This is a genomic window from Sorangium sp. So ce367, assembly GCF_051520455.1.
In the GTDB taxonomy this organism is placed as follows: domain Bacteria; phylum Myxococcota_A; class Polyangia; order Polyangiales; family Polyangiaceae; genus Sorangium; species Sorangium cellulosum_B.
Genome location: NZ_CP150334.1, coordinates 2,766,234 through 2,786,437, shown reverse-complemented (window position 1 = coordinate 2,786,437; position 20,204 = coordinate 2,766,234). Strand labels below are relative to the sequence as shown.

General features: G+C 70.2%; 15 protein-coding genes. 11 read left to right on the top strand and 4 right to left on the bottom strand.

Annotation, left to right across the window (positions count from 1 at the left end):
- The first annotated feature begins 465 nt into the window (after window positions 1-465).
- The 3 genes from WME97_RS10840 to WME97_RS10830 all read left to right on the top strand — a co-directional run bounded on the left by WME97_RS10840 (window position 466) and on the right by WME97_RS10830 (window position 5,884).
- A complete protein-coding gene (locus WME97_RS10840; protein ID WP_437551787.1) occupies window positions 466-2,316 on the top strand; it encodes a DNRLRE domain-containing protein in 1,851 nt (616 codons plus the stop codon).
- A gap of 221 nt (window positions 2,317-2,537) precedes the next feature.
- The gene (locus WME97_RS10835; protein ID WP_437551785.1) at window positions 2,538-4,637 is read left to right on the top strand and encodes a L,D-transpeptidase family protein; all 2,100 of its coding nucleotides are present in this window, start codon (window positions 2,538-2,540) and stop codon (window positions 4,635-4,637) included.
- A gap of 62 nt (window positions 4,638-4,699) precedes the next feature.
- Window positions 4,700-5,884, top strand: a complete 1,185-nt coding sequence (locus tag WME97_RS10830) for an acyl-CoA dehydrogenase family protein (protein WP_437551783.1) — start codon at window positions 4,700-4,702, stop codon at window positions 5,882-5,884.
- Window positions 5,885-6,297: 413 nt separating this feature from the next.
- On the opposite strand, the gene WME97_RS10825 is transcribed toward WME97_RS10830, so the two are convergent.
- Window positions 6,298-6,915: an SAM-dependent methyltransferase gene (locus tag WME97_RS10825; RefSeq protein ID WP_044968202.1), complete on the bottom strand. Its 618-nt coding sequence runs from the start codon at window positions 6,913-6,915 to the stop codon at window positions 6,298-6,300.
- A 69-nt stretch (window positions 6,916-6,984) separates the two neighbouring features.
- Entirely contained in the window at window positions 6,985-7,683 is a 699-nt protein-coding gene (gene rplC, locus WME97_RS10820) for a 50S ribosomal protein L3 (RefSeq protein ID WP_437551781.1), read from the bottom strand.
- A 347-nt stretch (window positions 7,684-8,030) separates the two neighbouring features.
- Here rplC and WME97_RS10815 point away from each other — a divergent pair, with 347 nt between their 5' ends.
- Window positions 8,031-8,540 carry a hypothetical protein gene (locus WME97_RS10815; RefSeq protein WP_437551779.1) on the top strand — a complete coding sequence of 170 codons (510 nt, stop codon included), beginning with the start codon at window positions 8,031-8,033 and terminating at the stop codon, window positions 8,538-8,540.
- A gap of 37 nt (window positions 8,541-8,577) precedes the next feature.
- On the opposite strand, the gene WME97_RS10810 is transcribed toward WME97_RS10815, so the two are convergent.
- On the bottom strand, window positions 8,578-8,973 hold the full coding sequence (locus WME97_RS10810; protein WP_437551777.1) for a cupredoxin domain-containing protein: 396 nt from the start codon (window positions 8,971-8,973) through the stop codon (window positions 8,578-8,580).
- A 130-nt stretch (window positions 8,974-9,103) separates the two neighbouring features.
- Window positions 9,104-9,850, bottom strand: a complete 747-nt coding sequence (locus WME97_RS10805; protein ID WP_437551775.1) for a Bax inhibitor-1/YccA family protein — start codon at window positions 9,848-9,850, stop codon at window positions 9,104-9,106.
- A gap of 627 nt (window positions 9,851-10,477) precedes the next feature.
- Between WME97_RS10805 and WME97_RS10800 the strand changes: the two genes are divergently transcribed.
- From WME97_RS10800 to WME97_RS10770, 7 genes are all read left to right on the top strand, one after another.
- Window positions 10,478-11,599 carry a DUF4419 domain-containing protein gene (locus WME97_RS10800; protein WP_437551773.1) on the top strand — a complete coding sequence of 374 codons (1,122 nt, stop codon included), beginning with the start codon at window positions 10,478-10,480 and terminating at the stop codon, window positions 11,597-11,599.
- Window positions 11,600-11,743: 144 nt separating this feature from the next.
- Window positions 11,744-12,997 carry a hypothetical protein gene (locus WME97_RS10795; RefSeq protein ID WP_437551771.1) on the top strand — a complete coding sequence of 418 codons (1,254 nt, stop codon included), beginning with the start codon at window positions 11,744-11,746 and terminating at the stop codon, window positions 12,995-12,997.
- A gap of 45 nt (window positions 12,998-13,042) precedes the next feature.
- Window positions 13,043-14,161, top strand: a complete 1,119-nt coding sequence (locus tag WME97_RS10790; protein WP_437551770.1) for a hypothetical protein — start codon at window positions 13,043-13,045, stop codon at window positions 14,159-14,161.
- Between the two features lie 25 nt (window positions 14,162-14,186).
- A complete protein-coding gene (locus WME97_RS10785) occupies window positions 14,187-16,625 on the top strand; it encodes a DUF2169 domain-containing protein (RefSeq protein WP_437551768.1) in 2,439 nt (812 codons plus the stop codon).
- A complete protein-coding gene (locus WME97_RS10780; RefSeq protein ID WP_437551766.1) occupies window positions 16,622-18,361 on the top strand; it encodes a pentapeptide repeat-containing protein in 1,740 nt (579 codons plus the stop codon). Before WME97_RS10785 ends, WME97_RS10780 begins: the two co-directional genes overlap by 4 nt.
- 16 nt (window positions 18,362-18,377) lie before the next feature.
- Window positions 18,378-19,079 (top strand): DUF3540 domain-containing protein, encoded by a 702-nt coding sequence (locus WME97_RS10775; protein WP_437551764.1) that lies wholly within the window; start codon window positions 18,378-18,380, stop codon window positions 19,077-19,079.
- A gap of 12 nt (window positions 19,080-19,091) precedes the next feature.
- Window positions 19,092-20,159 carry a S41 family peptidase gene (locus WME97_RS10770; RefSeq protein ID WP_437551762.1) on the top strand — a complete coding sequence of 356 codons (1,068 nt, stop codon included), beginning with the start codon at window positions 19,092-19,094 and terminating at the stop codon, window positions 20,157-20,159.
- The last annotated feature ends 45 nt before the right edge of the window (window positions 20,160-20,204 follow it).

Here is a 20,204-nt window from a genome sequence, read left to right as displayed (position 1 = left end):
GCTGATCAGGCTGCTCAGGCTGATGGGGCTGCTCATGTCGCGCGGCACGCGCAGAACGTGAGCAAGACGTGAGCAAGACGTGAGCAAGACGTGAGCAAGACGCGAGCTGCATCACAAATGCGCCTCACGGCACTCGACAATCACCAAGGACTCGATCAATAATGATTAGTTTTGCTCTGACATCACAATCAACATCAACAGATTTTTGACAACAAACCTCGCTTCCCAATTGACGCATTCAATTAGAAGCCGTAAAACGGTATCGTTTTCCTCGCGCGCTGTTTGACGCCAGAACGATCCGACGGCTGACCTGATGAAGGTGATGCTTTACGGCGCGCAGGCAGATGGTGGGGTTTTGGCGGGGGCGCTCTCTGGCGTTCCTGCGCGACGGCATCACACGCAGCCTCGCGGGCGGAGCTGGCCCGACGACGCGGATCGGAGAGCATCATGAGGAATCGAACGATCATGAGAGGGTCTCGGCATCTGCTCCTGGCGTCTCTCGCCGCCGCCTCCGGCGCGGCGCTCGCCGGGTGCGTCGGCGCACAAGACGAAGGTGACGAGCTGCTCGGTGAGGCGCAGCAGGCCGCGACGGTCTGTGTGACTCTCCAGCGCACCGGCACGACGGGCGTGGTCAAGGATGCCCTCATCAATTCGACCTACCCCACCTACACCCCCACCGGAGCCGACATGTATGCTGGCGAGAGCTCCGGCTCCCAGCTGCGTGGGCTGATCGCGTTCGATCTCTCGTCGATCCCTGCCAACGCCTCCATCGTCTCGGCGGATCTCTACCTCTACCTCGGCGCCGTGACCCCCGACGTGATGCGCGTGCACCGGGTCACGACGGCCTGGGACGAGAACACCGTGACGTGGAACTCGCACTCGAGCGCCTGGGATCCCACCGTCCTGGGGACCTTCACGGCGAGCTCGGGATACACGTATACTTACCACACGCTCAGCCTCACCAGCACCGTACAGAGCTGGGTGAACCGCACCGTCGCGAACAACGGTGTGTTCTTCGAGCAAAGCCTGAATCGCACCCACATCCGAACGAGCGAGGCCTCGCTGGATCGGCGGCCGTATCTCCGCGTCTGCTACGACAGCGAGACAGGGGGCACGACGGCGACGTCGAGCAGCTCCAGCTCCTCGACGACCTCCGCCACGACGTCGAGCTCCAGCGCCTCGACGACCTCCTCCACGACGTCGAGCTCCAGCGCCTCGACGACCTCCTCCACGACGTCGAGCTCCAGCGGCGCGGGCGGCGCGGGCGGCGCGGGGGGTGCCGGCGGCGCGGGTGGCTCGGGGGGCGCGGGCGGCGGAGGCGGGGGCGGCGTGCCTGGCCTGCCGATCAGCTGCAACAGCAGCACGCCTGGCGCAGGTGCCAATTGCGGCGTCGAGGGGGGCGATAACTGCTGCTCGACCCTTCCGGTCCCGGGCGGCACGTTCAACCGGCTCAACAATGCGGGTCTGCCCGCGACGGTCAGCAGCTTCTACCTCGACAAGTACTCGATCACGGTGGGGCGCTTCCGGCGGTACCTCGAGCAGACCGGCGGCCCGACCCAGGCCAACCCGCCGGCCGCCGGCGCGGGTGCGCACCCGAAGATCGCGAACAGCGGCTGGGACCCGTCGTGGAACACGTATCTCGCGGCCAACACGGGCGCGCTCAAGACGGCGCTCATCTGCGATCCCTATGGATGGCCGTCCTGGAGCGACACGCCTGGAGCCAAGGAGAAGAAGCCGATCGTCTGCGCGACGTGGTACGAGCTGTTCGCGTTCTGCGCGTGGGACGGCGGCCGGCTGCCGACCCAGGCGGAGATGAACTACGCCTCTGCCGGCGGCAACGAGCAGCGCATCTTCCCGTGGGGCGGCTCGAACGTCGAGAGCATCATCGGCGTCAACCAGGACGGCTCCACGGATGTCACACGGTATGCCTCCTGGTGCTGCCAGGGCGACGGCACGGTCGCGGGGGATGGAACGAACCGCTGCCTGGGTGAGCCGTACCCGAGCAACTATCCCTGCGCGCACGCGGATCTCACGGACGTCGGCAAGTTCCCCCAGGGCGCCGGGCGGTGGGGGCAGCTCGACCTGGCTGGCAACGCGTACAAGGCCACCCGTGACGGTTCGGATAACTATCAGCTGCTGATGCCCTGCAACGACTGCTCGCGGCTCGACAACAGCTCGAGCGGGCGCTTCATGCACGGCGGCAGCTTCCTGGCCGCCGGGTACAAGCAGACGACGGACTTTCGGGCTTCCTACGCGGGCACCTCGCGGCGCTACTACGTCACGGCGACGTGCGCGCGCGATCTCCCCACGCCGTGACGCCGCTCCGGCCGGCGGCCCGGCGAGGCGAATGCGCGCCGCGCTGGTGAAGCCGGCGGGCGCGGGTCCGCCGCGCACCTCGTGCCAAGGCGCCCGCCGGCCCCGCCGGCCTCCCGGGCGGGCGCCTCCTGCCGGCGAGCCGCTCGCTCCCTGCCTTCCCGCTCTCCTGGGTGCCCCCCTTGAACTTGGCCCTCGCGGGCGCCCCCTGATACGCGCGATCCATGCGCGTGAGAGGCACTTTCCTCCTGCCGGCGATGGCGCTCGCGACGCTGAGCGTGAGCTGCCCGCGCCCTGCCTCCGAGCCCGCCGCGACGTCCCCGGCCCCTGCGCCCGCCTCCGCCGTCACCGCGCCGCTCGCCGCAGCCGCGCCGGCCGTCCCTGCCCCGGCGCCCTCCGCCGCCCGCGCGGAGGACGCCGCGCCGCCCGGCGAGGAGGCCGCGACGGCGCCGGGCGCGCTCGCCGCGGCGCCGGGGGGCGACCCGCTCGCGTTGCCGGCGCTGCCGCCGGAGCTCGTCGATGACGGGTCCGACAAGCTGCCCGAGATCGATCCTCCCCTGGCCACCTCGCCGACGGCGGCCGAGGAGGAGGTCCACGAGCTCGCGAGCATCGCCAGGGAGACGTGGGTTTTCGCCGAACCGCGCTGGACCAGCCGGCGCATCGGGTACCTGCGCGCCGGCGCCGTCGTCGCGCGCAGGCCGGAGCCGTCCGGCAGGACGTCGTGCGCCGACGGCTGGTACCACATCGAGCCGAACGGCTACGTCTGCATCGGCGCCAGCGCGACGCTCAACATTCACGACCTCGCGGTCGAGGCATCGTCGCGCCGCCCTGTCCGCCGGTTCGCTTCGCCCACCTTGCCGGTCGTTCGTGGCGAGGCCGCGCCTGCCACGACACAGGCCGGCGAGGCCACACTTGCCGCGGCGCAGGCGGGCGAGGCCACACTTGCTGCAACGCAGCCGGGCGAGACCGCACTTGCCGTAACGCAGCCGGGCGCAAACGCACTTGCCGCGACGCAGCCGGGCGCAAACGCACTTGCCGCGACGCAGCCGGGCGCAAACGCACTTGCCGCGACGCAGCCGGGCGCAAACGCACTTGCCGCGACGCAGCCGGGCGCAAACGCACTTGCCGCGACGCAGCCGGGCGCAAACGCACTTGCCGCGACGCAGCCGGACGCAAACGCACTTGCTGCAACGCAGCCGGGCGCAAACGCACTTGCCGCGACGCAGGCAGGAGACGCGACAGCCCTGCTCGGCGGCCTGCCCTACACGTACGTGATGTCTCGCTCCCCCACCCCGCCGCTCTATGCGCGCCTTCCGGACGGGGACGAGCAGCGCGGCGCCGAGCCCGACCTCGCCGGGCACCTGCTCCGCGCCGCGACCGCCGCGCGCGCGCCCGACTTCGTCGCGCCGCCGCCTCCGGACGCGACCCCCTCGGTCCTGCTCTACGGGCGGCCGGCGCCCGGGCTCGCCGGCGATCGCCGCTCGCCGGACGCGCTCGTCCTGGGCCGCGCCCGGACGCGCTCCGGCTTCGCCCTGCTCTCGACGTTCGATCATGACGGGCGCCGCTTCGGCCTGACGACCGACCTCGCCGTCCTGCCGCTCGACCGGACCCGCGTCATCCGGCCGAGCGCCTTCGCCGGGCTGGCGCTCCCTGAGGGCGTCACGTTGCCGGTGGCCTTCGCCAGGCGCCGCCACGCCGCGCGCCTCGTCCCGGGCGAGCGCGGCGGCGTCACCCGCGCTCCGCTCCGCTTCCGCGAGGCGATCCCGCTGTCCGGCGCCTCGCGGCGCCTCGGCGGCATCGACTACCTCGAGGCGCGGGACGGCTCGCTCGTCCGCTCGGACGAGGTCGTGCGCGTCGACCCGCTCCCCCGGACCCCCGCGTGGGCGGTGCGCGGGCGGAAGTGGATCGACGTCTCGATCGACAAGCAGAGCCTCGTCGCTTACGAGGGCACCCGGCCGGTCTACGTGACGCTCGTCTCGACGGGGGCGGATGGCCTCGGCGATCCCAAGACGACGCGCTCCACCATCCAGGGGCTGTTCCGCATCCACACGAAGCACGTCACGGTCACGATGGACGGCGACGAGGAGGACGAGGATCCGTTTGACTTCCGCGACGTGCCTTTCGTCCAGTACTTCACGGAGGGCTTCGCGTTCCACGCGGCCTACTGGCACGACGATTTCGGCACCCCGCGCAGCCACGGCTGTGTGAACCTTTCTCCGCTCGACGCCGCCTGGCTGTTCGAGTGGACGACCCCCGAGGTCCCGGCCGAATGGCACGGCGCGCTCTCGCTACGGAAGGGCACGCTCGTCTCCATCCGCCCCTGAGCCGGCGGCCCGCCGGCGCTGCCCCTTCCGCGCCGCGCGCAGGCACGCTACACGCTCGCTCCATGGCCATCCAGGAGCCCCTCTCGCTCGATCAGCTCATGGCGATCGATCCGCTGCTCTCCGAGGAAGAGCGCATGATCCGCGACGCCGTCCGTCGCTTCGTGCGCGAGCGCTACCTGCCGCGCGCCGCGGACCTGTTCGCGCGCGAGGAGTTCGCGACCGACCTGATCCCCGAGATCGCCGCGCTCGGCCTGCTCGGCGGCTCGCTGACCGGCTACGGCTGCGCCGGCATGAACTCGGTCGCTTACGGCCTCGCGCTGCAGGAGCTCGAATATGGCGACAGCGGCCTGCGCAGCTTCGTGAGCGTCCAGGGCTCGCTGGCGATGTATCCGATCTGGAAGTACGGCTCCGAGGCGCAGAAGCAGCGCTGGCTGCCGAAGATGGCCGCCGCCGAGCTGATCGGGTGTTTCGGCCTGACGGAGCCCGACAGCGGGTCGGATCCGAGCTCGATGAAGACCCGCGCCCGGAAGGACGGGGGTGCGTACGTGCTGACGGGCACAAAGATGTGGATCACGAGCGCGCCCATCGCGGACCTCTGCGTTGTGTGGGCCAAGGTCGACGACGGAGGGGCCGAGTCCATCCGCGGCTTCGTGGTGGAGCGCGGGATGAAGGGGCTGGAGACCCCGCTCATCCACGGCAAGATGAGCCTGCGCGCCAGCCCGACCGGGGAGATCGTGCTCAACGAGGTGCGCGTGCCGGAGGAGAACGTGCTCCCCGGCGTGGTCGGCCTGAAGGGCCCGCTCGGCTGCCTGACCCAGGCGCGCTTCGGCATTGCGTGGGGCGCGCTGGGCGCCGCGCGCGCCTGCTACGAGACGGCGGTTTCCTACGCGCGCGAGCGCATCCAGTTCGGCCAGCCGATCGCGTCGCGGCAGCTCATCCAGTCGGAGCTCGTCGAGATGGCGATGGAGATCGCGAAGGGGCAGCTCATGGCGCTGCACTTCGGGCGGCTGAAGGACACGACCGGCATCAGCCCGGTGCAGGTCTCGCTGTGCAAGCGGAACAACGTGGGCTGGGCGCTCAAGATCGCGCGGACCGCGCGGGGCGTGCTCGGCGCGAACGGCATCCTGCTCGATTACCCCGTCATCCGGCACATGCTCAACCTGGAGAGCGTGTACACGTACGAGGGCACCGACGAGGTGCATTGCCTCATCCTCGGCAACGCGATCACGGGACACAACGCGTTCTGAGGGATATCGGCGGGTTCTGCGGCCTCGGTCCCGAATACGCGTGATAGACTCACCCGAAAGGGACTATCGCATCTCAATTGATGCCAACGCCGCGGATGGATCGCTGTCCGAGTGGGCATGAACCAGGAGAGCGGTAGGCCCCCGGAGAGGGTGTTCGTGGGGCGGCGCGGGGGACGGACCGTTGTTTGAGCCCAATTGACGTTCTCTCTCCGGCGTGCTGTGCACGTCGGAGAGAGAACGTCAATTGGGCGAGTTCGGTGGGGCCCCCGCGCCGCCCCACGAACACCCTCTCCGGGGGCCGGGCAGTCCAGCAAAACCTCCCCTCCGCTCCGCCCATCTCCAGGGACCGCCCCTCCCGGCGACATCCCCCTTCCGCTTCCGCCCGCCCGGACACGCCCCCGCGCTCCGCTCCCCTACCCCGTCTTCCCCGCCGCCTTCCGCTTCAGCCCCACCAGGAAGATCTCCACGCTGCTCGCCCGAGTCCCCTCGGGCCGGATGCTCCGGACCTCCTCGCAGAGGTTCCTCAGCGCGTCCCGGGCCTTCACGAAGTCCTCGCTCATGAAGATCTTGCCGACGAACGCCCCGCCCGGCGCGAGCAGCGCCTCGGCCACGGCCACGGCGCGCATGAACAGCTCGTAGCTCCGCGCCTGGTCGGCGATCTTGCTGCCGCTCGTCGCGGGCGCCATGTCCGACAGCACAACGTCGTACGGCGCGAACTGCGCGAGCGCCTCGTTCGTCAGCGACAGCGCGTCCCCCTGCACCACCGTCGCCTGCGGCCCGAACGCCGCCGTGATCGGCGACAGATCCACCGCGAGCAGCTTGCCACCCGCGCCGATCCGCTGCGCCGCGTACATCGACCACGACCCCGGCGCGGCGCCCAGGTCGAGCACCCGCTGGCCGGGGCGGAGCAGCCGCACCCGACGATCGATCTCCTCGAGCTTGAAGACGCTGCGCGCAGGATAGCCCTGCGCCTTCGCCGCCTTCGTGAAGGCGTCAGGCCGCTTGTACGGGTTCTTCGGCTTCTGCGACACGGAGGGACGCTCGGCGGGCACGACCGGCGGGGCGCTCGCTCATGGGAGCTGCCCCGTCGGCGGCCGGGATCAGCCGCCCTTCTTCTTGGTCGGCTGCTGCACCGGCACGATCCCCTTGCCGCCGCGCTTCTTCACGGCGCCGCGGATCGTCACCAGCTGGTTCTTCGGGCCAGGGACCGGACCCTCGATGAGGATCAGGTTGTCCTCGGGGAGGAGCTTCACGATCTTGAGGTTGAGCGCGCTCACCGTCTCGTCGCCGTAGTGGCCGGGCATCTTCAGGCCGGGCAGCGTGCGGCCGGGGGTCATGTTCGTACCGATCGAGCCGCCGTGGCGGAAGTACTCGTGCGTACCGTGCGAGCTGACCGCGCCGGCGAAGCTCCACCGGCGGATGACGCCGCTGAAGCCGCGGCCGCGCGAGCGGCCCTGCGCGTCCACCCGCTGGCCCACCTCGAAGATCTCGTCGACCTTGAGCGCGGTCCCGATCTCGTACTTCGCCGCGTGCTCGGGGCTGCAGCGCAGCTCGCGCACGATCCGCTTCGGCGTCTGCCCCGACTTCTTGTACGCGCCGGCGACCGGCTTCGTCGTGTGCTTCTCCGCCCGCTCGCCGAGGCCGAGGATGAGGGCGCTGTAGCCGTCCTTCTCGAGCGTGCGCTTGCCGATGACGACGCAGCCCGCCTGCACGACCGTGCAGCGCAGGACCTCGCCCGTCTCGTTGAAGATCTGCGTCATGCCGATCTTCTTGCCGATGATGCCGGGATGCTGATTCATGATGGGATTGCCTTTCGCTCCGTCTGGGGTGGCTGAAACTGGCTCCGCGCGGCGCGCCGCGAGAGCGATCCCCTCGGCGCGCCTCGTCACGAGCCGGTTCGGAGCGAAGAACCGGGGCGGCTTCCCGCCGGGCACGTTGGGGGGCGCAGAGCTTACTCACGGGGCCCCCAAAGGGAAGCGAAAACCACCACCACAAAGGTAATACAGACCACATCAAACCGAGACGCGTCGCGTCATGTTGCGTCGCGACCGCTCGGACATTGTCCTTCTGCGCGGACATTTCCTGTCTCTCCCTGGCATCGAAGTTCGGAGGAGCGGGCCTCACATTGGGTCGTCGGAGGTCAGGGATGACAGACATCATCGCTCACGGTGAGCCGCGCGACGTCGAGCGCCTCATGGATCGTTACTGGTTCCTGCTGAGAGGCGAGGCGCACGGCGCCGGCGAGGACAGCGCGAGCGCGGCCCGGACCCGGGTGGTCCGCGACGGCGAGTACGTCGTGGTGAGCATCGAGGCGTCGGCGCTCGGGTGGCCCGAGGGCACGCTGCTCTTCAGGTTCCGATCGGAGGTGGCCCCCTGCGCCGAGTGCGTCGAGCGCGCGGCCGCGATCGCGCGCCACCGGACGCGCGGCATGCTCCGCTCGGGCGACGTGCAGGAGATGCTCCGCTTCGCCGTCGCCCGCTGCGCCGCCTCCGGCATCGACCTGGCCCACGCCGGCGCGCGCGTTCGAGGCGACGGGGCGCGCCGGGACGACGCGCCGGACAGCGCGGGGGAGCCCGCCTCCGGGAGGCGCCGCGCGGCGCAGGACGCGGGCGGCGGCGCGAAGCGCTACAACGCCGAGCTCTGGCTCATGCTCTGACGGCGCGCGCGCGCTTCTCGCGACGGGCGCGGCCGCGTCACGAGCCGACCACGTTGATGGTCGCCTTGACCATCGCCATCCAGCACTGAAGCACCATCTTCCCCTCCTTCTGCGGGGTGACGGCCACCTCGACCTGCGTGTTCAGCGGCAGGTCCTTCTCGATCTTCAGATCGGGAATCGCGATCGCCTTCAGACACTCGCTCTTCGTCGTCCGCGTGAAGCGCAGCACCACGGGCTCTCCCTTCTTCAGCTCGATCGTCGACGGGGAGAAGCCGCTGTCGTTCACCGCGATGTCGATGCGCTTGACGTTCGCCGGCGCGGCGAGCTCGGCGGCCGCCACCACCGGCGCCTCCTCGGCGGGCTTGTTACAAGCGAGCGATGAGAGCGATGAGAGGGAGAGGGCAAGCGTGGTGACGAGGAGCTGCAGGCTCATGGTCAGCGCGTTCTTACCCGGCCCAAATCGCGCGTCAAGCCGCCCTCCAGCCGTCCGCCCCGGGCGAGAGGCCGAGGGACGGTCGGGCGCAGACGGGCGCGCGCCGCGACGTGAACGCAGCGCGGCCGGCTCAAACGTGGCGGCCCGAGAGGATCTGCAGAATCGCCGAGAAGAGGTTGATGAAGTTGAGGTAGAGGTCGAGCGCGCCGCCGACCGGGTCCTCTTCGTTCGAGTGGAGCAGGCGCGACGTGTTGTAGAGGACGTATCCCCCGAACACGAGGACGGACACGCTGGCGATCGCGAGGCCGAGGAGCGTGCTCCCGAGCAGGACGTTCAGCAGCATCGCGCCGAGGACGACCATGGCGCCCATCACCAGCCCGCTGGCCATGAACGACAGGTCCTCCCTCGAGAGGAAGACCCCCAGCGTGAGGCTCCCGAACGTGAGGACCGTCAGGATGAAGGTGTCCCGCACCGGGGCCGACGACAGGGTGCCGCCGAGGCCCGCCGCCGCCTGGGCCATGTAGAGCGCAGGCGCCGCGGTGACGCCCAGGACGGCCGCCATGCCGAAGAGCGCGAGGACGTTGACCCCGGGGATCTTGCGCACCGCCCGCGCGCCGAACATCACGCCGAACACGACGCCCATCGAGAGGATCGGGTGCTGCGCGAAGAGCTCGACCAGCGGCGGCATCTCGCGCCCCAGCGTCCCCTCCTCCACGTCCGGCGCCCCGATGTACAGCGCACACATCGCGCCCAGGGAGGAGACCACCAGGCTCGCCGTGAAGAGCCCGTACACCTTCTTGAGAAAGTCGATCCGCAGCGCCAGCTTCGGGCTGGCCGATACGCTCGCCCCGAGGGGACTCGCCTGGCGTGAGTTCATCTGCTGCGCTCCTCCTTCAGGGCGTTTCGCCGCGGCTGCACGAGCGCCTAGTCGTGCACCATTCACCACGGACATGCAACACCGCCAGGCGAAGCCCTCGGGCATCCGCTGTCCACAAAAAAATCACGCTCCAGCGGCATCGCGCGCGCGCGGCGGAACCGGCGCGGCGTGAACGGCGCGCCGACATCGCGCAGCATCCGGCGAAGAGCAGCCCGGATCCAGAGAAAAATGCTCGGCTCCGACGACAATCCGCTCGGCTCTCCGCTCGGCTCTCCGCTCCGCTGCAACGCCGGCGCCGAGCGACAGCGCCGTCGACCTGGCTGCGCGCCGTGGAAGGAGGAGAACGAACTCCTGTCTTCCGAGGTCCGGAAGAACGACCGCGCACGCCTCCCAGCGGACCCGGAGCACGGCCCATCACCAATCGATGCCTCGGAACAAGCACCTTGCCGGGCCCCAGCGCTCACGCCGGACAGCAGAAATGGGCCGCGCCCGGGCGCGCTCCGCCCCATGCAGCGACGCCGCGGTGGGCGCCTGCGCGCGGCCCGTTGTCGCGCGCCGCACGCTCGTGTACGAAGGACAGCGAAGGATCACGAGCTCGCCGCGCAGCCTTGGGGAGGACGAGGTTTCATGAACGTCACGACGATCGCCGTTGCCGACGTCGAGCCCGCAACGGCGCCGTTGCCGGGGTTCGATAGCGAAGCTGCGGTGCAGAGCCTGCTCGTCTCGAAGATCGAGGCCTCCTACCGCCACCGCCTGCCCCTCGTGGGACGCACGGACCTCCACCCGCTCGTCCAGGCCGCCTATACCGCCTTCACCCAGCGCTATCCCCTCGTGCTCTCGCCCGACGTGGTCTGGCTCTGCCTGGCGCGCGGCTTCACGTTCCACCTCGCCGCGAACGACGAGCATCGACGCCGCTTCCTCCCCGACGATCACGAGTTCTCGCTCGTCGTCGATCGCCCGGACTTCACCCTCGGCGAGGTGAACCCGTGGCCAGCTTTGTTTCCGGACTTTTCCAGGCAGGTTTCGGCGCGGGTCGGCTCGCTGCGGGACCTCGTGACCTCCAATTTCTCCACAACGGGGCCTGTCGAGCGGGTATCGTCGGAGCTCACGGTCGCGACCCCGCTCGCGCCGCACTACGCGTGGGAGCCGCCGTTCCCGGGCGACATGGTGTTCCCGCAGCGCGGGATCCCGCGCGTGTACCTGCTCGGCACGTCCGACGACTGGCGCTGGGTGCGCCAGCGCGTGGCGATGCTCGGCTCCGTCGGGCAAGATCGGTGGACCCGCGCGCTCCTGCCCGTGCTCGACCAGATCGCCGCCTCGGCGGAGGGGCGCGCCGACACGATGTTCTGGCGCGCGTTCTTCAGGTACGAGAGCTCGGCCGACGAGCTGACCGGGTGGATCCACGTGCTGTTTCCCTACCTGCGCGCGTGGCCCAACGACTACTTCGCCCCGAATCCCTATCTCGAGAGCTGGCACGAGCGATGGTTGACGGCGGAGGCCCGGAGCGACGCGCTCGGGGGCCTCGGCAACCCGCAGGGACCAGGGCTCTCCGAGATGCCGCCCGGCCTGACCAGCGCCCAGCTGCGCTTCATCGATGGGAGCAGGCGCGAGCACCCGATGGAGTTCATCAGCGGTCTCATCGGCGTGACGCAGGATCCGCACTCCCTCGCGCTGCTGCCGGAGTTCGTCTGGGCCATCGCGCACCAAGCCCCCGAGTCGGCGGCGCAGCGCCCCGCCGAGGCCTCGTGAGCCACGCGGCCCCGTGAGCCGCGCGCTCGATCACGGCGATCACGGCGAGCGGTTCGGCGTGGACGGGCGGCTCACGCTGACATAGGATTGTGCGGTCCGCGACACGGCGACGCCTTGCGTCGTCCATCACGCTCGGAGGCTCCAGTGTCCGGAGGCAAGTTTGCGCTCCTCGAAGTACCGGATCTGAATGGTGGGGAACCGTCCTACCTGCGCCTCGGGGCCGCCGCGCCGCTCGGCGAGAGCGCGGGCGACGATCTCGCCGAGCGGATTCAGACGTTCACCGACGACGACCGAAAGCGGGACGGCTCGCCCAATTTCGTGCCTGTGGGCGAGCGAAAGGCCGAGACCGCGAAGCTGCACACGAAGGGCGGCTGGCGCGATCACACCGACGGCAACCGCATCTCGACCACCAAGGGCGACAAGGTCGAGGTGATCGGGGGGAACTACCGCCTGCTCATCCTCGGCCGCGGGGAGCACCAGGCGGGCTGGGACGTGTCGGGAGGGCACGTCACCGAGGTCAGCGAGACCTTCGGCGGCGGCACCACGATCGAGTGGGTGCAGAACTACGGCGGGACGTGGAAGGTCGTCGAGACGACCATCAAGGGCGAGGTGCACACCCTCTACCACGGCGACGTCTACGACTATTACTTCGGGAAGGTCAAGGAGAGCCAGACCGGCACGGACACGTTCCCCACGCTGAATGTCACCGACGATTTCATCGATGACAAGAACCCGCCCTCGCCCCAGGCGATCCCGACGGACAACCCCACGATCGTCGACAGGACGTGGGCCAAGAGCATCTCGTCCTATACCGGCTCGGAGAAGCTGCCGGTGCCGTCGATCTCGGACGAGACCTGGGCGGAAGTGATGGTGACGAAGACGAACGCCACCTCGATGACCGACGAGACGACCGTCAAGGAGGAGTCGAAATCCACCATGCGCGCCGCGTCGATCACGTCCTCCACCAAGGTCGACGGGACCATGGATGACCACACCGAGGCCGACATCATCAAGAGTTATACGAAGGCGAGCAAGATCATCTCCGAGACCCACGCCGACACCGAGGACGATATGTACGGCGACGCGGACTCCTACACGCAGGGCAACAGCAAGACCGTCGTCGAGGGGATCGAGACGACGATCAACCTCGGCATGGTCAACGAGGTCGTCCTCGGGGGGATGATCGAGGCGACGCTCGGCGCGGAGGTGACCTTCACGGCCGGCGGCATCGTCGACGTGACCGTCGGGCTCAAGGCGGATTTCAGCTTGACCGGGACCATCGACGTCTCCGCCGGCCCCAGGCTCGAGATCAGCCCGGCGGGCGTGGAGCTCCACATGAGCAAGACGGAGATCGCGCTCGCCAACAAGATCGTCTCGGCGTTCAACCTCTTCGTTTGAGGGCGCGGGCACAACGCTCCACGCGCCACCGGATACGGAGCTCCCATGGCCGGCGATGGCAAGTACGGTATCCTCCATGTGCCTGATTTCGGCGACGGCATGTCGTCGTACCTGCGCATCGGCGCGGCCGAGGGCGACGAGTACACCTGGCGAGATCACACCGACGGCAACCGGGTCATCACCACGCGGGGCGACAAGGTCGAGGTCATCGGGGGCACGTACAAGATGACCGTCCTCGGCCGCCGCGAGTTCGAGGGCGGCTGGAAGGCGGAGGACGGGCAGATCAACGAGAAGAGCATCACCTTCTACGGGTCGGGTGAGTTCGACTTCATCCAGGGCCCCCGCGGCGAGAAGCGCCTGCGCGAGAAGACCGTGAAGGGCGAGGTGCACACCACCTACCACGGCGATGCCTTCGAGTTCCATTACGGCAGCAAGCTGGAGAGCGTCACAGGACACGACAGCCCGCCGCGCAACCTGGACGAGATCACGGACCCCTGGGGGCTCCCGTCGTCAGGCGTCCTCGGGGAGAACCCCACGATCGTCGACAGGACGTGGGCCAAGAGCATCTCTTCGTATACCGGCTCTGCGAAGCTGCGGGTGCCCTCGATCTCCAACGAGACCTGGGCGGACACGATGGTGTCGACGACCCACGCCACGTCGATGACCGACGAGACGACCATCGACGGACCGTCGAAGTCGACGATGAAGGCAGGGTCGATCACGACCTCGACAACGGTCACCGGGACCATCGATGACCACACCGAGGCCGACGTCATCAAGAGCTACACGAAGGCGAGCAAGATCATCTCCGAGACCCACGCCGACACCGAGGACGACAAGTACGGCGACGCGGACTCCTACACGCAGGGCAACAGCAAGACCGTCGTCGAGGGGATCGAGACGACGATCAACCTCGGCATGGTCAACGAGGTCGTCCTGGGGGGGATGATCGAGGCGACGCTCGGCGCGGAGGTGAGCTTCACAGGCGGCATCTCGGCGAGCGCCACGATCGGCCTGGAGGCGTCCGTCACCGTCGCCGCGTCGCTCGAGGCCAGCATCGGGCCCACGCTCTCGATGGGGCCGGAGAAAGTGAAGGTCACCCTGGACCGGGGCAAGTTCGTGCCCGTCCGCACGAACATCGCGGCAGTCCACCTCATGACGTGACGCGCAAGCGCGACGACCCTCACGGATGGCGAACAAGAATCTCACCCCGTTCCTCTTCGGCAGCAAGGTCACCTCGCGGAGGCCGCCCCAGCCGGAGATGACCCTGATCGTCCGGGCGAAGTTCATCCTCACGCCCGGAGCGCCGCTCTCCCTGCCCGAGGGCCACCCGGCGCTCGCGCAGGAGACGCTGCGCGGCGACGTGTTCCACGACGACGATCACGAGCAGACCGGCGAGTGCCTGTACCCGAGCGATCTGGCGGACTTCAAGCCCCACGCCGACGTGCTCCTGCTCGGCACGTGCCACACGCCGGGCAAGGCGCGCATGACCGAGTGTCCGGTGCGGTTCGGCGTCGGGTCCTGGTCGAAGATCCTGCGCGTGGTCGGCGAGCGCGTGTGGATGGATGGCCTGATCGGGCCCGCCATGAGCGATCCCGTGCCGTTCGACCGGATGCCGCTCGGCGATCGGCGCAGCTTCGGAGGGCCGGGGCACCCGCTCAACCCGGTGGGCAGGGGCCACGGGACGCGCGAGCTCCCCAACGTCGAGGGCGCGGACGATCTGCTGCTGTCGCGCTCGGATCGGCCGGCGCCCGCGGGGTTCGGACCCCTGTCGCCGAACCGGCCCGATCGGCGCGGGCGGGTCGGGAAGAACTACGGCAAGGCGTACCGCGAGAAGCGAGCGCCGTATTTCGCCGACGACTTCGACTGGACCTATTTCAACTCGGCCCGGCCCGATCAGTGGCTCCCGTACCTGCGCGGCGACGAGGAGCTCCTGTTCCAGAACCTCCACCCGGACGCGGAGGTCTTCCGGTCGCGGCTGCCGGGCCTCCGGATCCGCCTCTTCGCGAACGACGCGGAGCGCGGGTTCCGGGAGGTGCCGATGCACCTCGACACGCTGCTCGCCAACCTGGACGAGGGGGCCCTGTTCCTCACGTGGCGCGGCCTCACGGAGGTGACCGACGACGACCTCTCGCGCGTCACCACGCTCGTCGCCTCCGAGCCGCTCGACGGGCCGGCGCTGCCCGAGGAGCATTACCGCGAGATCCTCGCGCGCTTCGAGGCCGATCCGCTCGAGATCGAGGAGCAGCTCGCCCCGGAGCTCAAGGAGGAGTGGGGGGCGCTGCAGGCGCTGCAGAAGAAGGGCGACGGCGCGGCGCCGCGCGACGGCGGCGGCGGCGCGGCGGGGCTCGACCCGCTGTCGGCGCTGCTCAAGGCGCGGCTCGGCGACGTCGCGAAGCCGCAGCAGGAGAGGATCGGCCGGGCGATGGCGGGGCTCGCGGGCGTCGCGCTGCCGGGGGGGAAGGTCCTCGGCAGCGTCATCGCGGAGGCGCTGCGCAACCTGCCGAAGGCCTCGCAGGCCCTGCCGCCGATGAGCTCCGCCGCGTCGCCCATGCTGATGGACGCGGCGCTCCGGACGGCCTTCCGGCGCGTCGCGCGGGCGGTGGAGGAGGCGAAGGCGCTCGCGGCTGCGCGCGGGACCCAGGTCCCGGCGCTCGCGGCGTGGGACAAGCTCGCCGGCGATCCGAAGCTCGCGTCGATGGGCCTCTCCATGGCCCCGCCGCGGCCGCCCGGGCAGATCGGGCCCGGGAGCGACCTCCGCGACCAGGACCTGAGCGAGCAGGACCTGAGCGGCCGCGACCTGACCGGCGCGGACCTCACGGGCGCCCTCCTCACGGGCGCCAACCTCCGGGGCGCCAGGCTCACGCGCGCCATCCTCAAGCAGGCCGTGCTGTTCGACGCCGACGTGAGGGAGGCCGATTTCACGGGCGCGGACCTGAGCCTCGCCACCCTGCAGAGCGCCTCGGCGGAGCGCGCCGTCTTCCGCGGCGCCACGCTGGAGGGCACCACGTTCGACGGCGCGCGGCTCATGGAGGCCGATCTCTCGGGCACGCAAGGGTCGCAGCTCGTCTTCTCGAGGGCGGACATGACGGGGGCCGTCGCGCGCGGGGCGGCGTGGGCCGTGGCCTTCCTGGAGGACACCGTGCTCGAGCGCGCGGACCTGTCGCAGGCCTCGCTCACGCGGTGCTTCGTGTCCAAGGTCAAGGGCGCCTCCGCCACGTTCGCGGGCGCCACCCTCACCGGCTCGAGCTTCTCCGGGTCCGACCTGACCGGCGCGATCTTCACGGGCGCGCGGGGCGACGGGAGCGTGTGGATGGGCGCGACCCTCACCGGCGCGGATCTCAGCCTCGCCGTGCTGACGGGCGCCCTCTTCAGCGAGGCCACGGCCGAAGGCGCGAGCTTCTTCGGGGCCAACGTGCGGGGCGCCCGGTTCGACCGGGCAAACCTCACGCGCGCCGACTTCACGCGGGCGAACCTCTTCGAGGCGGACCTGCTCAGGGCGCGGGTCCCGGAGGCGAAGTTCGTCGACGCGAACCTCTACGATGCAAAATTCTACGAGACCTCGGGATCCGGCTGTGATTTCAGGGGGGCGAACCTGAAGAAGTCGACGCTGGAGCGAGATCGATGACCCCGGACGAGCTGAGGGCGCTGCTCCAGGCGGGCGAGGCGCTCGAGGGCAGGACGCTCGGCGACATGGATCTGCGGGGGGCCGATCTCCGCAAGGCGCGGCTGCGCGGCGTGAAGCTCGGGCGGGTGCAGCTGGAGGGCGCGGACCTCTCGGGGGCCGATCTCCGCGGCATCAAGATGGCCTGGTGCGCGCTCCGCGGCGCGGACCTGTCGGGCGCGGATCTCCAGGGCGCGGCCATCGCCCAGAGCGACCTCTCGGGCGCGAACCTCGCCGGGGCGAACCTCACGGGGGCGAGCCTGGTCCGCGGGCAGCTGACCGGGGCGAACCTGCGCGGCGCGCGGCTCCAGGAGGCGAACCTGGCCGAGTCGAAGCTCGCGGGGGCGGAGCTGTCCGGGGCGACCCTGAAGGGCACGCGGCTCGACCTCGCCGACCTCTCGGGCGCGGCGCTCGACGGGGTGACCGTCTCGCAGTCGTCGTTCACGCGGGCGGATCTCTCGGGCGCCTCGCTGTCGCAGGCGCGGATCGAGGGCTCGTCGTTCACCGAGGCGAACCTGACGCGGGCCGATCTGTCGGGCGCCGAGCTCGACACGGTGGTGTTCCTGAAGGCCGATCTCCGGGAGGCCGTGCTCCCGAAGAAGCTCACGAAGACGGTGTTCGACGGCGCGCGCCTCGGCCGGCTCGACCTCTCCGGGGCGGACCTCGCGGGCGCGGCGCTGGAGGGGATGGACTTCGCCGGAGTGAGCTTCGAGAACGCGAACCTCACGCTGTCGTCGCTCCAGGGCACGGACCTCCGGGGCGCGAGCTTCCGGGGCGCGACGCTCGACCAGACGGTGCTCGCGGGCTGCGATCTCACCGGCGCGGACTTCCGGGGCGCGACGCTGAGGTCGTGCATGCTGTACCGGGCGCGGCTGCCGGGCGCGGATCTCTCGGGCAAGGACCTCGAGATGGTGGTCTTCAAGGAGGCCGATCTCTCGGGCGCCGACCTGTCCGGATCGCGGCTCGTGCGCTGCGTGCTGGAGGGAGCCAACCTGACGGGCGCGAACCTGACGCGCGCGCTCGTCTCGCAGACCACGCTGCGGACCGCGGTCGTGGAGGGCATCACCTTCGAGAAGGCGATCTTCGACTGCGTGGACTTCTCCGGCGTGGACCTGACGCGGGCGTCGCTCTCCGGGCTGACCATCACGCGGTGCTTCTTCGTGCTCGGGAACCTCTCGGGGATGGACCTCTCGGGGTGCAACCTGTCGAACAGCGACTTCACCTCGTGCAACCTGGAGCGGACGCGCCTCGACGGCGCCATCCTGGCGAACGCGAACTTCAAGGGGGCGAACCTGCGGCAGGCCTCGCTGGCGGGCGCGATGGCGAAGGCCGCCTTCTTCGGCGAGGGCGTGCTCGCCGGCGCCGGGCTGACGCAGGCGATGCTCCGCAATGCGATCTTCGTGAAGGCCGATCTCTCGGGGGCGAACCTCGCGGGGGCCGACATCCGGGAGACGGTGATGCACGAGGTCCGCGCTGCCGGGGCGCTGTTCGTGGGGGTCAAGGCGCACCACGCCGATCTCTCGCACGCGGACATCTCGGGCGCCGACTTCACCGGCGCGGACCTGCACTGGGCGAACCTGCACCACGTCCGCGACGAGAAGACACGTTATCTCGATGCCAACCTCGCCACGGCGAGGCGCACGGACGTCGATCGGCTCGAGGCCGAAGCATGGATGCCGCCCGAGCGGCGCTCGCAATGAAGGAGGAGCGATGTCGATGGGAGCCATGAAGGAGAGCGATCGCGCGGCGGCCGTGCGGGTGGACGCGGCGGCGGGCGAGGAGCACGCGCTTCGGACGTACGGCGCGTACGGCGCGCACGGCTCGCGCGGCGCGGACGTGCTTCGGATCGGCCTCCCGCGCGCCGAGGGCGCGGCGGCCGGCGACGCGGGCCAGGAGGGCGCCGCGGCGCTCCCGAGGGAGTACCTGGGCCCGGGCCGGGTCACGGCGGCGGAGGGGGGCGCGATCGCGGTGGAGCTGCCGGGCGGCCAGCCGATCGCCGTCGAGATGGCGCTCGCGCTGCCCTACGAGCCCGCCGTGGGCGACACGCTGCTCGTCATCGGCAGGGAGGAGCGCTACTACGCCATCGGCGTGCTCCACGGCGCGGGTCGGACGGTGCTGTCGCTCCAGGGGGACGTGGCGGTGCACGCGAGGGACGGAGAGCTCTCGCTGTCCGGGGACAAGGGCGTCGCAATCCGGGGGCCGGAGCTCGAGGTGCAGGCGGGCAAGATCCGGATGGTGGCCGACGCCGTGGTCCAGAGGTTCACCTCGATGGTCCAGCGGGTGAGCGCGCTGCTGAGCGTGCAGGCGAGCGAGTCGCACACGATCGTGGAGAAGACGGCGTTCACGAAGGCGAAGAACGCGACGATCCTGACCGAGGAGACGGTCACGGTGAACGGCAAGCAGATCCTCTTGGGATAGGAGGCCGGCGCGATGCTCCCTGCGAACAACAAGTGCACCGGCATGAGCGCCGGGTACCCCGACGTGTGCCTGTCGCCTGCGCTCGGCCCGTTCCCGTTCCCCAATTTCGACCCGAACGCGGTGAAGTTCCCGTTCTCGTTCAACGTGTGGTTCTCGATGGGGCCTGCGCTGAGCCTCCTGGCGCGCGCGATCCTCACGATGGGCGACTGGCTGGGCACGCTGCACTGGACCTTCATGGGATCAGGCCAGTACACGTTCGGCAACGTGCGGGTCTTCGTCAACTATGCCCCCGCCACGTCGCTGCTCTCTCCGAGGGCCGGCAACAATTACAACTGCTTCATCGGCGTCCAGGTGTTGCCGAGCGTGACCAACGTCTTCATCACGTACAACGGGGGCAGCGCCGGGGGCGCGCGGCCCGCCGGCGCCCCGATGCTGGCCGATCTGGACGCGCTGGTCGCGTCGCTCCACCCGTGCGGCGGCGCGTCGCCCGTCGAGAGCGTCCAGCTCGAGCCGGGGGTCGGGTACGTGAAGATCCGCACCTTCTCGCTGGACGTGCCCGCCCGGGTCCACACGGCGGTGAGGGCGCTCCAGGCCGAAGGGATGGAGACGCTCGTGCTGGATCTGCGCGACAACCCCGGTGGGGAGCTGACGGCGTTCCTCGAGCTCGCGGGCGACTTCCTGGAGCCGGGGAGCGTCCTAGGGAGGGCGATCGACGCGGACGGCGACGAGATCGTGTACCGGTCGAGCCACCGGGATCCGTGCCGCGCGCCGCTGTGGATCCTGGTGAATGGCGGGACGGCGTCGGCAGCGGAGCTCTTCGCCGGCTGCCTCCAGTGGCACGGGAGGGCGGTCGTGGCGGGGGAGCGCACGTACGGGAAGGGAACGGCGCTGAAGGTCGCGGCGGACCCGGAGGATCACGCGCCGGTGCTCGCGCCGGCGGCGAGGATGGTCCTGCCGGGGGGAGAGCCGATCCAGGGGACGGGGATCCGGCCGGATGTCGAGCTGGGGGCGATTGAAGGGGCCGATCGCGGCGGGGAGCGGCGCTCGCTGATGGACTTGATCGCCGGCGCAAAGGCCTGAGCGCTAGCTCCGCCCGACAGAGGTCCTGCCAGAGAGCCGGAGAGA